Below are 15,386 nucleotides of genomic sequence, written 5' to 3'. Positions count from 1 at the left end.
CAGCTTTTGCCGGGCGTATTTACTGATTATTTCCCGCTATCCCCAACCGCTTGTGCAGGTTTCGGTATCTTATGCTTTATCCACGACCACGAGCACGACCGCGCCTTGACGCTTGAAGGACAAGCGGCCTCCATGCCTCGAAACTCTTTTGGCGCTGGACGAGCGATGAGCAGAAGATTTACTCATCGCTTAAGCCGTCCAAGATCCAGTCCTCGCGTTTCTTCGGCCATCCGCCCCCGTTCTCCCACGCAAGCGCAAATGACTCATAGCGCCGCGCTTCCGGCAGCACGTTTCCCAGCTCGCCGAAAAACCGCTCGACGGCCAGCCGCTGGGACTCATGCGCGGCCAGCGCGGCGGCTTTCACGGGCCAGTAGGACTCCGTATCGAGCTGCAAGGCCGGTTCACGCCCCTGCTCCGTCAATGCCGCAGACTGGACGTAATACAGCTTGCGAACAGCAGGAGTGCGACCCGAGCATACGGCTTGGGCGGTCCGTTTTGAGATCGTCACATGATCCGGATGACCGTTCCCTCCGTCCTCGGGGAAGGTCACGACCGCCTGGGCCTGATGCCGGTTCAGGAACTCCGCTATCCGCGCGACGAATTCCTCTTCTTCCATCTGATTCAGCTTGCCGTCGGGATATCCGAGATACTCGACCACAGACAGCCCCAGAAGCTCAGCGGCCCGCTGCATCTCCCGCTCGCGGCGGACTCCGAGCTGCTGCGGCGATTCATGGGCATAGGCGCCATTTTTCTGCCCGGCGTCTCCGCGGGTAGCCAGCAGCAGCACGGGCGGGCTGCCTTCATCCGCCAATCTGCGGATCAATGCAGAGGCCAAATAAGTCTCATCATCCGGATGAGCAAACACGAATGCTACGGTTGCCGTCATAACTTGTCAATCCCCTCTCGGTTTCAAAATGTGTCGGTCACATGCTCATCGTACAGTCCTATTGTATCCCAGCAAGCGAGCCGCCGCGAATAATCGGCTACGGAAACCACGCGGCCAGCTGCTTTTTTTTGCACGGGGCCTTTTGCTCATGAACAGTTCTGTCCGCCTTTAACCCGAATAACAGGACGGCAAAAAGACCTCGCACCTCTGCAGGTACGAAGCCTTTAAATGAAGCCTGAGATTAATCGCGCTATCTAAACGCGTGCAGCCGATGATTCAGCTCCCTTGTGCTTGCGTAAACATCCCGGTAAAGCTGAAACAGCTCCCGGTAAACGGCAGCACGCTGCTCATCAGGCCGGTACACGCGCCCGCGGCGGACAAAAACAGCTGCGCATTCCCGCAGACTGCCGAACCAGCCGGAGCCAACCGCTGCCAGCATAGCCGCTCCCAGTGCGGGCCCCTGCTCATTCTCCAGGCTGACGACCGCCGCGCCGAAAATATCAGCCTGCATTTGCAGCCACAGCCCGCTTTTCGCTCCGCCGCCGATAGAAACGATGGTGTCGACCGACACGCCCGCGTCCCGCAGACGCTCCACCGACTCGTTCAGAGAGAAGGTGATCCCTTCCAGCACCGCCCGGGTCAAATGCTCGCGGCCATGCGAACCGTCCAGCCCGATAAAGCTCCCCCGGATTGCGGAGTCCGCATGCGGCGTACGTTCGCCGACCAGGTAAGGCGTGAACAGCAGACCCCCGGCGCCGATCGGAACCTGAGCGGCAGCCGACACGAAGGAGTCGAAGCTATGCTGCGGCGCGACCGTTTTCTTCAGCCAGTCCAAACTGTACCCGGCAGCCAGCGTGACGCCCATAGCGTAGTAGCTGCTGGGCTGGGCATGGTTGAAGAAATGCAGCTTGCCGCCAAAATCCCGCTCCTGCTCCTCGTAGGAGAGCAGCACGCCCGATGTACCGATGCTGCAAAGCGCGGCCCCCGGCTCGACGATCCCCGCTCCCACTGCGCCGCAGGCATTGTCCGCCCCTCCGGCAAATACGCGCGTCGCAGAGTCCAATCCCGCCCGGCTGCCGAACTCGGGCTGCACCGTGCCCGTCTGCTCCAGCGAGCCGACAAGCGGCGGACACAGCTTCCGGTCGAGGCCCAAAGCATCGCAAACCTCGTCGCTCCACCTCGCGCCGGTCACATCCAGCAGCAGCGTGCCCGCTGCGTCGCTCAGCTCCATCTGCAGCTGTCCGGTGATCCGGTAGCGAACATAATCTTTCGGCAGCAGGAAAGCCGCCGCTCGGGCGAGCAGCTCCGGCTCATGCTCCTGCACCCACAGCAGCTTGGGGAGCGTGAAGCCTTCGAGGGCCGCATTTTTGGTGATGTCCAGCAGGCGCGGGCCGAGAGCCGACTCGATCCTGCGGCATTGCGGTGTCGTGCGCGTATCGTTCCACAAAATCGCGGGTCTCAGCACTTGTCCTTCGGCGTCCAGCAGCACGAGGCCGTGCATTTGACCGGAGAAGCTGAGCGCTTCCACCTCACGCGCATCCACGCCGGATTCCCGCAGCAGCGCGCTCACCGCAAGGGCCGTCTGTTCCACCCACTCCTCCGGGTCCTGCTCGCTGTAGCCGGCCTGCGGCTGCATCAGGGGATAAGAGCGTGAAGCCTCCCCGCGCAGCTCCCCCTGCTTATTGACTAGCAGCGCCTTCACCGAGCCAGTCCCCAAATCAATGCCGATCACATAACTCATAACGGATGCTCTCCTCTTCCGGCTCGGTTCAGACCGAGAAGATATATTCGTTCAGTTGGGCTTTGATGCGCTCCAGTTGACCGGATTTATTGCGGATCGCTCGGTCGTGAGCCAGCGCATACTGCTCCAGCTTGCGGAAATCGGTCTGCCCCGATACGATCTCGAGCCCGATTCCGCTGTCGAAGGAGCTGTAACGCTCTTTAACCAGCTGTTCGAAGAAGCCGTCCTCCACCAGCTTGGCCGCTGCTTTCAGCCCTCTGGCAAATGTATCGATCCCCGCGATATGCGCGTGGAACAAATCCTCCGGCTCGAAGGAAGAGCGTCTTACTTTCGCATCGAAGTTGACGCCGCCGGAGCCGAGCCCGCCATTTTGCAAAATCTCGTACATAGCCAGCGTCACCGCATACAGATCTGTCGGGAATTCATCCGTATCCCAACCCAGCAGCAGATCGCCCTGGTTGGCGTCGATCGAGCCCAGCATCCCGTTGATCCGGGCCACCCGCAGCTCATGCTCGAACGTATGGCCGGCCAGCGTCGCATGATTCGCTTCGAGATTCAGCTTGAACTGTTTATCCAGACCGAACTTCTGCAAAAAAGCGATCGTCGTGGCCGCGTCGAAATCATATTGGTGCTTGGACGGCTCCTTCGGCTTCGGCTCGATCAGGAACTGGCCGGTGAAGCCGATCTCCTGGGCATAAGCCAGCGCCATGTGGTAGAAGCGGGCCAGGTTGTCGAGCTCCAGCTCCAGATTCGTGTTCAGCAGCGATTCGTAGCCTTCGCGGCCGCCCCAGAACACATAGTTCTCCGCCCCCAGCCGCACAGCCGTCTCCAGCCCTTTTTTAACTTGAGCGGCGGCATAAGCGTACACCTCGGCGTTGGAAGTTGTGGCGGCGCCATGCACAAAACGCGGGTTGGAGAACATATTTGCCGTATTCCAGAGCAGCTTCACGCCGCTCGATTTCATACGGTCGCCGATCAGCTCGACGATGACATCAAGATTCTCATTTGTCTCCTTCAATGTCTCGCCCTCGGGGGCAATATCCCGGTCATGGAAGCAGAAGTAAGGCGCGCCCAGCTTCTCCAGAAACTCGAATGCCGCTTCAACGCGCACCTTGGCCAGATCGAGTCCGCTGTATGTATGCCATGGACGGATCGCCGTATCGTCCCCGAACGGATCGCTTCCTCCGGCTGTCAGCGTATGCCAATACGCAACGGCGAAGCGCAGATGCTCCTCCTGTGTTTTGCCGAGAATGATCTCGGACTTGTTGTAATGCTTGAAGGCGAACGGATTGGTTGACTCTCTTCCTTCGTAAGCAATGGTTGGAACGGATGGGAAATAAGTCATTGTGAATGCCTCCTCAAATGGCTGATTATTATGGTATCGCAACAAGTTCTGTTACCGCTTGCAGCTATCGTACCACGGGTAACTTAGTTTGTCTAGTAAACAAACTTTCAGAACCTTAAGGTGAGTAGGAATACGGGTTTGGTTCGGTTCTACACGCTAAAACATGGGGTTGCAGCACTGGTTTTTGTGGACAAGCTGTGGGCATGGGAGCTAAAAAGCCCCTTCTCTCCAAGGAGATAACAGAGGGCGGGAGGCTTTGAAAAGAAATCTCGGCATTGAAAGTCGCCAGTTGCAGCAAAATGGGGGCAACAAGCTGCCCCCTCCGGATCTGTCAATGCCAAGCGCTAAGCTCTAAATCCGCGGAACGTTTTCCGTCCAGATGGCTTTCGAACATATCGATAATAGCTAAAAAACGTTCTGCTTCCCGATAAACATGATCCGCCAGCAAAGGATGTATGATGCTTTTAATCCGACAAGCTTCTATAAGATCGCGTGCTGTTTTCTTGAAGTCACGAAGACTTGCTACCGAAACCCGATTTTGATCTAGAAATTGACTCAATAAAGGCTGGGTTTGCGACTGTGGACGCATGGAGCTCAAATCTTGGGCTTGCCAAAGCAACTGATCAAAATCATGGCTAAACTCCTTTGCCTGGTCGACTAATTTACGCTCGGAAGGATCAAGTAAATGACCTATGAATTTGGCATGGTCGGCCATAATTTTGAGAAAGAAAACATTTTCATCGATAATGGCATCCGCCAACGGTTCTAATTGGCCATTATTAAGTTCTGAAAGACGGTTTCTAAAGTAATTGGCTTCCCTGCTGATGTGATCCACCAAAAGCGGGAAATTATTAGCTCCCGGAAGCTGGCAAGTTAAAATTAAGCCTAGGACTTTACGTTTAAATACCCATATGTGAGAGGCTGCATTATACACTTCCAGGTTAAATGCGCGGATTTCTTGAGGATTCGTGGAAGCAGAAAAAGCATGCGCCTTCGCTTCAATGTGCTCAAAAACGGAATAAAATTCATTTGCTTCCTGTATTAGCTGTTTGTCTTCGCAGCGAAATCCAAGCCTTAGAAAAAAAGAATGTTCTTTCATAATTCTTGACCAGAATCGAATTTCATCGAGCGAACGCGCAACAAATGCGTCCATTGACATCCCTCCCATAGTATCGCCTCATAGATGGTTATGTTTGGTTCAGATGTCCAATGACACACTATAGACGCGGGAGGATGTCAAATTAACATTCCGCTTCGCTGCGCGCCATATGATGGTCCTTGATTTTGTTCAACTACAAAGCAAGTGAATATGTCCTGTTCCATTAAACATGTTATGATGAATACATCTGAACAACGCATAACAAGGAGCACGCATGAAAATCACCGGCGATTATCGGCTTATGAAGAAGATTAACAAATACCTTGTACTGGATATGATCAGGAAGCATTTCCCTATCTCCCGAGCAGATATTTCGGCCCGGACCGGGCTAAACAAGGCTACCGTGTCGGCTCTGGTCAACGAGTTGATCGAAAGCGGCTTCGCCTCCGAGACGGGACTTGGCGAATCAAGCGGAGGCCGCAAGCCGATGATGCTGCTGTTCAACGAGCGTGCCGGATTTGCCATAGGCGTTGATCTTGGCGTCAATTATATGCTGGCCGTGCTTACGGATCTGAGCGGCCGCGTCGTGAAGCAGAAAAAAATCGAGCTTGCCGAGCTCGAGGCTGGCGCTGTGACGAGCAAGCTGAAGAAAACGATACGCGCGCTTATCGCCGATGTCCCTCCTTCGCCTTACGGCATCATCGGTATCGGCGTCGGCGTTCCCGGATTGGTTGACGATCAGGGCAGCGTGTTGTCCGCTCCGAATCTTGGCTGGGCGGATGTGCCGCTGCAGACTGTACTGGCCGATGAATTTGGCCTGGAGGTCGTTATCGACAACGAAGCGAATGCAGGCGCGCTCGGCGAGAAGGAGTTCGGGGCCGGCCAGCATGTGTCCAATCTGCTGTATATCAGCGTAGGAATGGGGATAGGCGCGGGGATTATTTTGCATGATGCGCTGTATCGAGGCGTATCCGGATTCTCGGGAGAGGTTGGCCATATGGCGCTGGCCCAGGATGGACCGCTCTGCGGCTGCGGCAACCGCGGCTGCTGGGAAACGTTCGCCTCGGAGAAAGCGCTGCTGCTCCATGCCCAGACGGCGGTTGCAGCAATCAGGCCCGCCGCTGAGCCAGACGATGGTTCCGGCGATGCCGAAGTGTCAGTCGGCCTGGACATGCTCATCCGTCTGGCCCGCCAAGAGGACTCCCAGGCTCAGCAAGTATTTGCCGAGACTGGCCGCTGGCTTGGCACCGGCATCGCTAATCTTGTAAACGTCTTTAACCCGGAGCTTATCGTGATCGGAGGACCGCTGTCCCTGGCTTCGGCCTGGATCAAGGAAGCAGTTCACGAGTCGCTGGACAAGCGAAGCCTTGCTTACCATCGCAGCCGAACTTCGGTGGCTTACTCGCAGCTTGGCCATACCTCCGGCGCTCTCGGAGCCGCTTCCCTGGCCATACAGCGCTTCTTCTCTTCGATGAAAGCGACTTGGGAATAAGAGCTATCTTTCCGAAGCCTGCATCGAGCGGGTTGCGGGATCGGGCGGGATCGCCCTTCCTGCCCTGCGGCCTTACAATTCCGTACAACAAAGACAGGCGGCATAGGATGTCAGTCATCCTGCCGCCTGTCTTCTCAATGACGCAGCCGTTGCCCGGCAAACCTACAGCCTCGCATCGGCTGCCAGAGGCTCCGGCGTCGTGCATGCGCTTTGCAGCTCTACATGCCTGCCTTCGGCCGACGCCTCATGGAAGCCGTGCATAGTATCCAGCACGTGATAAGCAAGCGCGCCGCTCGCTCTATGCGGCCTGCCCTCCCGTATGGCAGCGGCCATGTCGGCCACGCCGACGCCCCGGTTGTTGTCGGCATACCCGTGGGTAAGCGGAACCTCGGTCCATTCGCCGGCTCCTAGCTTACGAAGATAGACCGGACCTCCGAACCTGTTGGGATCCGGCACGCGCAGGGAGCCTGCGCTCCCGTAAATCTCAATATGCGGCAGATCCGTGCCTCCCATAATATCAAAGCTGGTGATAAGCGTTCCGATCGCCCCACCCGCAAAGTCCAGCACCCCCGCGACATGAGTCGGCGTTTTCACTTCAATAACCGTTCCGGCCTTCGGCTTGCTGCTGACGGTTCGCTGCGCGAAGGACACGCGCGCCGCGCCGGTAACCCGGCGGATCGGGCCGAGCAGCGCGACGAGCGCCGTCAAGTAATACGGCCCCATATCGAACATAGGACCTCCGCCCGGCTCATAATAGAACTGCGGGTCCGGATGCCAATGCTCATGGCCGCGAGACATCATGAAGCCCGAAGCCGCAACCGGCACGCCGATGGCTCCTTCATCCATGAGCCGGCGGCAGGTCTGAATGCCCCCGCCGAGGAACGTATCCGGAGCGCAGCCCACCCGCAGCCCCCGGCTGTCCGCAAGCTCCAAAATGCGGCGCCCGTCTTCCCGTGTAACGGCAAGCGGCTTCTCCACATACACATGCTTGCCTGCTTCCAGCGCTTGAAGGCACACCTTGGCATGCACCGCAGGGATTGTCAGATTGATGACGATCTCGATCTCCTGATCGGCCAGCAGCTCCTCCACAGTCAGAGCGCGAATGCCGTACTCCTGCGCCTTGGCCTGAGCCCGCAGCAGATCGATATCCGCGCATGCTGCAATCTCATAGCTGCCGAATTGGCTGCCGTTCTTCAAGTAGATTCCGCTAATATTGCCGCAGCCGATAATCCCGGCTTTCATCTTTCGGTTGCTCATATTCTACTGCTCCTCCTCAACTATGGCAAGGCCTACACGATACTGTCGCCCATTCCCGTATAATCTCCCGTCCCTGCAGACTCTTGCTGCTCCTGCGCGAGCTTCTTGCCCTCCGCCGCCCATAGCAAGCCCCGGCGCATCATTTCCTTGGCTTGAGGAATTTCCAGCACATCGGCATGATGGCCCAGCGAGCAATAGTAGACGCGGCCCACTCCCCAGCGCTTCGTCCAAGCGACGGGCATATCGACCGGCTTGTTCAGGCTGTGAGGACCGGGCGCCAAGGGAAAGCGTGTGGTTGCCAGCACCTCAACCGCCGGATCGACATGCAAATAATACTGCTCGGTGCGCACGCGGAAATCCCCGATCCCCCGAAGGATGGAATTTTCCTCGTCCGGAACCTGCACGACATACTCGACTCCGTCGTTGCCGGGATGAGCCACCCAGTTGCCTCCCGTCATAAACTGCCAGTCCACGTTCGAGCGGAAGGCATCGCACATCCCCCCATGGCAGCCCGCCAGGCCAACCCCGGCTTGAACAGCCTCGGACACATTGCGGACCAGCTCTCCTCGTATGTCCCCCATCGTCCAGATCGGTACGATCAGATCGAGTGCCAGCAGTTTCTCCTTGTCAGCAAACGCTTCCAGTGTAGGCGAAATTTCAATCTCAAAACCCGACTCCTGCAGCAAGCCGCTCAGCAGCCCGGCCACGAGCTCCGGCTCATGCCCGCTCCAGCCTCCCCATACGATCAACGCTTTTTTCATCCCGAATCCCTCCGCTCCAGTTTACCGTATCCAGCCGCGAGCTCCGGAAATTTCCCGGATCGCCTTGCTTTTCCCCCTGCTACTTCCCCCTGCTTGCTGCGCTGCCTTTTCTACTGCTCCGCTGCCCCCATCCGCCAAGCTATAGCTCGTCGACCCGCACCCAGCGGCGCTCCCGAACGGACAGCTCGACCGCCTCCAGCACCTGCTGACATTTGACCCCGTCCGTAAAGTTCGGCACCGGCTGACGATTTTCCTCGAACGCCTGCATCAGCTCCAGCACCTCATGGATAAACGTATGCTCATAGCCGATCGTATGGCCGGGAGGCCACCAGGCATCGCTGTACGCATGGGCCGGATCGGTCGCCAATACACGGCGGAAGCCCTGCACATCCTCTCCATCCTCCGTGAAATACACCTGAAGCTCGTTCATCCGTTCAAAGTCAAACTTCACACTGCCCTTGCTGCCGTTAATCTCAAATGAATTCGTGCAGCGGTGGCCTGGCGCGAACCGGGTCGCTTCGAAGCTGCCCAGCGCGCCCGAGGCAAATCTCGCCAGAAAAAGCGTGGCATCGTCCACGGTGACCTGGCCGCGCGGAGCATCCTTGCTTCCTTTGGCGCTCAGCCCCTCCATGCTTTCCGGCAGCGGACGCTCTTTCACAAAGGTTTCGCTCATGCCGATCACCTCGGACAGCTCCCCGACCAGAAAATGAGCCAGGTCGATCAGATGCGCGCCCAAATCTCCATGAGAGCCTGAGCCTGCCACCTCTTTCTGCAAACGCCAGACGAGCGGGAATTCCGGGTCCACGATCCAGTCCTGAAGGAACCAGGCGCGGAAATGATAAATACGGCCAAGCCGCCCTTCCGTCACCAGCTTCTTGGCGAGCTGCACCGCCGGGGCGAACCGGTAGTTGAAGCCGATCATATGCTTGACACCCGCCGCTTCGGCCGCCTTCAGCATCTCGCGGCTGTCGGCAAGCGTCAGTGCCAAGGGCTTTTCGCAGAACAGATGCTTGCCCGCCTTGGCGGCCGCCAGCGCGATCTCCTTATGAGCGTCGCTGGGCGCATTGATATCGATCAGATCGATGTCGTCCCGCTCCAGCAGTTCCCTCCAGTCCGTCACATAGCCATCCCATCCGTACTGCTTGGCTGCCCTGGCGACTCCCTGCACGCTGCGTCCGCAGATCGCTGTCATAACCGGTGCGGGCGCCCCCGGAAAAAACATCGGCAGGTCACGATACGCATGGCTATGCGCCTTCCCCATAAATTTGTAGCCGACCATACCGATCGAAACACGCTTTTCATTCATGAAGCCATACCTCCCGGAATTTAAGCTGAGTTTGCTGTCGTATGAAGCATTTTCGCCATTATGTACGCGCGTTCATTTTCTCATTGATTGAAACCGTTGTCAATGATTTTATATAACTCGGCATAGTGAACAAAGAGGAAGGGCCATCTTCCGCCCGGTGGCCCCCTTCCCGTCCAGCGGGCATAGGCATAGGGATGTACAGCTTAAGCGCCACTGGAAATGGCATTGGTACGCTTCAGCGGCGCATGCTGTTTCATACGTACCGCAAGCTGCTGCCACTCCAGCTTTTGCTTTTGCTTTTGCTGCATGAAGGAGCCTCAGGTTCCGCTCCTTCTTCAGGTTCTTGTCCCTGCAAGGCTGGGTTGACTGGTTTCATCGCGCTCGCTGACACGTCGCTGCAGAGGCTTCCGATACATCGTCACGAAGCTGCTGCTCTATTAGCCTAGCAACAGCTCCAGCAACTCCTCCTCCGTCACCGGCCCGAAATAAGCCTGAAGCTCCGACTGGCGAAGAACTTCTCTAACTGCCGAGGTTTCGAAGCGGAGACCGATCAGCTTGTCCACAAATTCGGAGGCATCCCGCTGCCCGAAAAAGTCTCCGTATACCGCTGCCTCCCGGATAATGCCGCCCTCAACCTGCAGACGAATATCGAATGTACCGGCCGGCAGCCGTTTCGTATGCCGGACGTTAAATGCGGGAGAGCTGCCGTAATTCCACTCCCAGGTGCGGTATCTCGTATCGGCCAGCTTATGTACGGCTTCCCAGTCCGCACTCGTCAGCTTATATTCGTCGACTGCTTCCCCTGAAAAGAGGGAGGCAAGTAGATGCGCCTTGAACTGCTCCATCGTAAGCGGCTCTGCCAGAAATTCCTTGATATTGGCCACCCGGCTGCGGACCGATTTTACGCCCTTTGACTTCATTTTCTCAGGATTCACATTCAGCGCCGCAGCCACGTTTTCCATGCGGGAGTCGAACAGCAAGGTGCCGTGGGTGAACATCCGTCCGCGGGTGGCGAATTGGGCGTTGCCGGATATTTTTCGTTCGCCGACTTGAATATCGTTGCGTCCGGTCAGTTCCGCTTGGACGCCAAGCTTCTGCAGCGCGGCAATGACCGGCTCGGTGAATTTGCGGTAATTATGAAACGATGCTCCGTCATCTCTCGTGATAAAGCTGTAATTCAGATTGCCATGATCATGATAGACAGCGCCGCCGCCGGACAGTCTGCGAACCACATGAATGCCGTTACGCTCGACATAGTCCCGATTGATTTCCTCGGCCGTATTTTGATTTTTGCCAATGATGATCGAAGGCTCGTTCACATAGAACAGCAGGTAATCATGCTCGGCAGGCAGCTGACGCAGCGCATACTCCTCCAAGGCCAGATTCAAGGACGGATCGTGGATATTCCGGTTATCGATAAACAGCATGGCATAAGCTCCTTAACCTATAGTGTTGTAACCAGTGTACCACGAAACCTCACTAATTCCGAAACCGCCCGAGTATGCTATAATGAGAAAAGCTGCCCGAAATGTGACTGATTCTTTTTAGTTGGAGGACGAAAAATGAGCATACGCAAAGCACTTACCATTGCAGGCTCCGATACAAGCGGAGGCGCAGGCATACAGGCTGACCTGAAAACTTTCCAGGAGCGGGATGTATACGGCATGACCGTCCTGACAACGATCGTGACGATGGACCCGGACAATGCCTGGTCGCACGGAGTCCATCCGATTTCTCTGGCAACCGTTCAGGAGCAGCTGCATACCGTGCTGGACGGCATCGGCATTGACGCTCTGAAAACGGGCATGCTCGGCTCCGTGGAACTGATCGAGCTGGTGGCGGATACGATCCGCAGCCGCAAGCTGCCGAACGTCGTCGTAGACCCCGTGATGATCTGCAAAGGCAATGATGAAGCGCTTCATCCCGAGACGGGCATCGCCATGCGCGAGCTGCTGCTGCCGGTTACCGACATCGTTACGCCGAACCTGTTCGAGGCGGCCCAGCTGGCCGGCCGGGCGCCCATCGCAACGCTGGAGGATATGAAGGAAGCGGCGCGGCTTATCCATCAGACCGGCGTCCGGTACGTTCTGATCAAAGGAGGTGGTAAGCTCGATTATCCGAAGGCGGTCGACCTGCTGTACGATGGAAGCAGCTATGAGCTGTTCGAGGCGGACAAGCTTGAGACCGGCTATACGCATGGAGCGGGCTGCACCTACTCCGCTGCGATCGCTGCCGAGCTCGCCAAGGGCGCTGCGATCACGGATGCTGTACGGACAGCCAAAGCCTTTATTACCCTGGCGATCCAGCACGGCTTCCCGATCAATCAATTTGTCGGGCCGACGATGCATTCCGCCTACCGGCATCATGCCTAATCCGCTGAATCCCCCGTTCGGACGATGCCGAACGGGGGATTCGCGTATGCACTATACCACCAGCCGCTTCATCCTGGACGACGAGCTAACAATACGCCCAGGCGAATAACATCCAATTGGACAAGCCGACTTTTTCCCGAAGGGCCTGCATATAAATGAAACAAAGGAAGGAGGCTGTACGCATGACCGCACCAACCCGGGATATCGTTCAATACTACATCGTCAACACCGAGCTGGGCATGTCGCCCGGCAAAATCGCCGCTCAAGTCGCTCACGCAGCTACAACCATGACCTTGCACTGCCTGCTGAACGACAAATCCTCGCATGCCGTCTTCCAAGCCTGGCTGAACGCCGGGCAAAAGAAAATTGTGCTGCAAGGCACCGAAGCCGACCTTCTCCGGTTAAGCGGCGAAGGCTACTTGTCCATCCGGGACGCCGGGCATACCGAAATTCCAAGCGGATCGCTGACGGTCGTCGTCCTGCCGCCCGCCGACAAGGAAGAGCTTCGGCAAGTCGTCGGCAGCTTCAAGCTGCTGTAGCTGAAGGAAAGTTTGGCACAGGCAAGGGGGAGTCGCCCCAAGGCAAGAAGGGGTTGCGCGCGCGGTGTGAAAGTCCCGCACAGCGCCTTCTCGCTTCCCACAGCTTAGCAAAAGCGCTACTTCCCATCGGCCCGTCCCTTGACCTGAGCCAAAGGGATAATACCCAAAAGATCGCCTTCCTGGCATAACTGCTCCCCTCCTCTTGGCAGCAAACGGAAGCCAAGCCAGAGTCAAAAGTCAGCGCAGCATACAAAAGAAGCCTCCCGTTAACCGGTGAGGCTTCTTTTGCATTTCCGCCGCAGAGGCCGCCTGGCGGATGCACCGCGCTATTGCACGGAAGCATCCGCAGCGATGCTCGCCGGCTGGTCGTAGGCGTACGTATTGGACCGGACTACGATCTTATCCTTGGAATCCTTGACGATGACCTCCACCTTGCAGGGCAGTTGGCCGAGCGTCTCCTGCTTGACCGTCGCCGTCAACTGGCCATAAGCGTTCCGCTCCGTTTGGACGGGCGTGCCGTTGATTTGAACGATTCCTTGTGCCGGCAGATTCCGGCCTTCCACCGTGATCACACGGTCGCTCCCCACTTCGGCCAGCTTGACATGATCAACTTCCAGCCGGCCGGGTCCGATCACGTAATTCGGATCTTTGATTGCCAGCTGACGATCTTTATAAGCATACTGCTTGCCGAATAAAATATCGTATTGCAGCTTTTCGTAGCCGCTGAGGCTTTCCTCGGAAATTCCCAGCTGTGCGTACATATTTTTCGGAGGAATAACGGGGGTCGTCTGTGCCAGCTGATTCAAATAATCCGTATAATAAGATCCTTCAAGCCCAGCCAGCTTCAGCGCATAAGGCCCCAGGAAGGACGGACTCATGTCCAGCTTATCCTGATGCTCCGGCAAATAGTTGTTCCACACGAGCACGGGCACGCGATGAATTTTATTCAGAAAGTCCGGATCATCCGGGAGCAAGTACCCGCTATCCTTATAAGCCTGATAATCATCCCCAAGGCTCGGCAGATGATCGCCGAAAAACACGATGATCGTAGGCTCCTTGCTTTGCTCGTAGTGCGTCACGAGGCTTTTGAGCATATTGTCCGCGCCGGTCAGCCCTTGGGCCAGCGTCTCGAACATCCCCTTCGCCTCTCCGGTTACCCCTGTCACCTCGATTGTGTTTTCCTTAAACTTCCCCGGGTAATAATGATAATGATTCTCCATCGTATTGGCAAAAATAAAGTCAGTGCCCGAGGACGCTTCGCTGGCCTGGATAATTTCCTTGGCTACGCCGCGGTCTGCCAAATACGGTCCTTCATAATCGGGAACAAAAAATTCCTGAGAAATATATTTGGAAAAACCGAAGTTCTGATAGACGCTCTTGCTGTTGTAAAACCAGCTGTGAAACGGATTGATCGCCGTTGACGTGTACCCTTGGCGGGCCAAAATACTGGCCAGCGAGTCGATGCCTTTATCGATATATTGATTGTACGGCGTAGAGCCTTGCGGCAGGAAACGCATCGAGTTGCCGGTCAGCACCTCGAACTCGACATTGGCCGTCCCGCCTCCATACTGCGGGGACAACATCGTGCCGCTCGAGTATTTGGAGGCAAGCTCATGGTAGAACGGAATCGGGTCGCGGCTGAAGCTCAGACCCTTGATCTGGGTCGGATCCCAGAACGATTCGCTCAGCACAACGATAATATTCGGCTTGACATCGGCAGCCTGGGTGACAGCCGGCGGAGCCGAGGAAGCCAGCGCACGGATCGACTTCTCGTCATACCCGCCGGGCTCGCTCAAGAACAAATATTTGATATTCATCATCGTTGTCAGCAGAAAGCCGTTTGTTCTCACATTCTCGGTCTGATCCCAGGCGATATTCTGAACGTTCACGAGCCGCTTCAAGTTGACGGCCCCATCGTTGTAAATTGCTACGAGCAGCAAGGCGGATACGAGCCCCATCGTAATCCGGTGCTTCCAGCCCAGACGGAGAACCAGGCGCGGGAGCTTGTAAAGCAGCACAATACTGATGACTACAAAAGCGATAAAGCCGGATATGATCGTAAAATTAAAAATGCCGCTAATATACTGCGTCATATCCTGCGTCTCGCTCGTTAGCAGCAAATCCCACGGCAGAAAGGGTACGCCCAGAATGCTGAGCTTAACCCCGCTGACCAGACCGAAGCCCAGACAAACGCTGGATACCAGCCAAAACGAGATGCGTACGCTGGCTGTTATGGCTGTCAGCAGCAGCAGCAGCCCCAGCACGACCAGCGCGTTTAGCCCGAGGACAGGAATCGCGGTAAAGGTCCAGCCCAGCGATTCTCCCCATTGGCCGCGGCTGAGCACCTCTACCAAAACAACAATCCACACAGCCCAAAGCAGCAAAGGCAGCCGAGTGGCCGTCCGCCGGCCATATGTGCGCAACGCAAGCTGCAATTCTCCCATATTTATTCCCCACAATTTGATTATTAATTTGTTGTAAACACTTGCATTAGTATAACATACTTCAGGCTGTACTTCTCTATCAAGTTTCTTACTTTTTTCTGAAGCTGTGCTTACCTTTCCTTAAACATTATGTAGCCGTCCGCA

General features: G+C 56.4%; 12 protein-coding genes. 3 read left to right on the top strand and 9 right to left on the bottom strand.

Features of this window, described 5'->3' with window-relative positions; genetic code table 11:
- Nucleotides 1-178 precede the first annotated feature (178 nt).
- From BLR08_RS07075 to BLR08_RS07060, 4 genes are all read right to left on the bottom strand, one after another.
- Nucleotides 179-886, bottom strand: a complete 708-nt coding sequence (locus tag BLR08_RS07075; protein WP_072328492.1) for a PIG-L deacetylase family protein — start codon at nucleotides 884-886, stop codon at nucleotides 179-181.
- Between the two features lie 250 nt (nucleotides 887-1,136).
- Nucleotides 1,137-2,627: a xylulokinase gene (gene xylB, locus BLR08_RS07070; RefSeq protein ID WP_072328491.1), complete on the bottom strand. Its 1,491-nt coding sequence runs from the start codon at nucleotides 2,625-2,627 to the stop codon at nucleotides 1,137-1,139.
- Nucleotides 2,628-2,655: 28 nt separating this feature from the next.
- A complete protein-coding gene (gene xylA / locus BLR08_RS07065) occupies nucleotides 2,656-3,972 on the bottom strand; it encodes a xylose isomerase (protein ID WP_072328489.1) in 1,317 nt (438 codons plus the stop codon).
- 331 nt (nucleotides 3,973-4,303) lie between these two features.
- Nucleotides 4,304-5,125 (bottom strand): DUF2935 domain-containing protein, encoded by an 822-nt coding sequence (locus tag BLR08_RS07060; protein ID WP_371117119.1) that lies wholly within the window; start codon nucleotides 5,123-5,125, stop codon nucleotides 4,304-4,306.
- A gap of 220 nt (nucleotides 5,126-5,345) precedes the next feature.
- Between BLR08_RS07060 and BLR08_RS07055 the strand changes: the two genes are divergently transcribed.
- Nucleotides 5,346-6,563: an ROK family transcriptional regulator gene (locus BLR08_RS07055; RefSeq protein WP_072328487.1), complete on the top strand. Its 1,218-nt coding sequence runs from the start codon at nucleotides 5,346-5,348 to the stop codon at nucleotides 6,561-6,563.
- Between the two features lie 162 nt (nucleotides 6,564-6,725).
- Here BLR08_RS07055 and BLR08_RS07050 read toward each other — a convergent pair whose 3' ends face one another.
- The 4 genes from BLR08_RS07050 to BLR08_RS07035 all read right to left on the bottom strand — a co-directional run bounded on the left by BLR08_RS07050 (nucleotide 6,726) and on the right by BLR08_RS07035 (nucleotide 11,314).
- A complete protein-coding gene (locus BLR08_RS07050) occupies nucleotides 6,726-7,820 on the bottom strand; it encodes a Gfo/Idh/MocA family protein (RefSeq protein WP_072328485.1) in 1,095 nt (364 codons plus the stop codon).
- 32 nt (nucleotides 7,821-7,852) lie between these two features.
- Nucleotides 7,853-8,581 (bottom strand): ThuA domain-containing protein, encoded by a 729-nt coding sequence (locus BLR08_RS07045; protein WP_072328483.1) that lies wholly within the window; start codon nucleotides 8,579-8,581, stop codon nucleotides 7,853-7,855.
- A gap of 139 nt (nucleotides 8,582-8,720) precedes the next feature.
- The gene (locus tag BLR08_RS07040) at nucleotides 8,721-9,887 is read right to left on the bottom strand and encodes a Gfo/Idh/MocA family protein (RefSeq protein ID WP_072328482.1); all 1,167 of its coding nucleotides are present in this window, start codon (nucleotides 9,885-9,887) and stop codon (nucleotides 8,721-8,723) included.
- Nucleotides 9,888-10,324: 437 nt separating this feature from the next.
- Nucleotides 10,325-11,314, bottom strand: coding sequence for a lipoate--protein ligase (locus tag BLR08_RS07035; RefSeq protein ID WP_072328480.1), 990 nt, complete (start codon nucleotides 11,312-11,314; stop codon nucleotides 10,325-10,327).
- A 135-nt stretch (nucleotides 11,315-11,449) separates the two neighbouring features.
- Between BLR08_RS07035 and pdxK the strand changes: the two genes are divergently transcribed.
- On the top strand, nucleotides 11,450-12,259 hold the full coding sequence (pdxK, locus tag BLR08_RS07030; RefSeq protein WP_072328479.1) for a pyridoxine/pyridoxal/pyridoxamine kinase: 810 nt from the start codon (nucleotides 11,450-11,452) through the stop codon (nucleotides 12,257-12,259).
- A gap of 182 nt (nucleotides 12,260-12,441) precedes the next feature.
- Entirely contained in the window at nucleotides 12,442-12,798 is a 357-nt protein-coding gene (locus tag BLR08_RS07025; protein ID WP_072328476.1) for an aminoacyl-tRNA hydrolase, read from the top strand.
- Between the two features lie 326 nt (nucleotides 12,799-13,124).
- Here BLR08_RS07025 and BLR08_RS07020 read toward each other — a convergent pair whose 3' ends face one another.
- Entirely contained in the window at nucleotides 13,125-15,242 is a 2,118-nt protein-coding gene (locus BLR08_RS07020) for an LTA synthase family protein (protein ID WP_083536739.1), read from the bottom strand.
- Between the last annotated feature and the right edge of the window lie 144 nt (nucleotides 15,243-15,386).

It is taken from the genome of Paenibacillus sp. cl123 (assembly GCF_900101595.1).
In the GTDB taxonomy this organism is placed as follows: domain Bacteria; phylum Bacillota; class Bacilli; order Paenibacillales; family NBRC-103111; genus Paenibacillus_G.
Note: the sequence above shows the minus strand (reverse complement) of the source record. Positions and strands in the feature narration are given on the sequence as shown.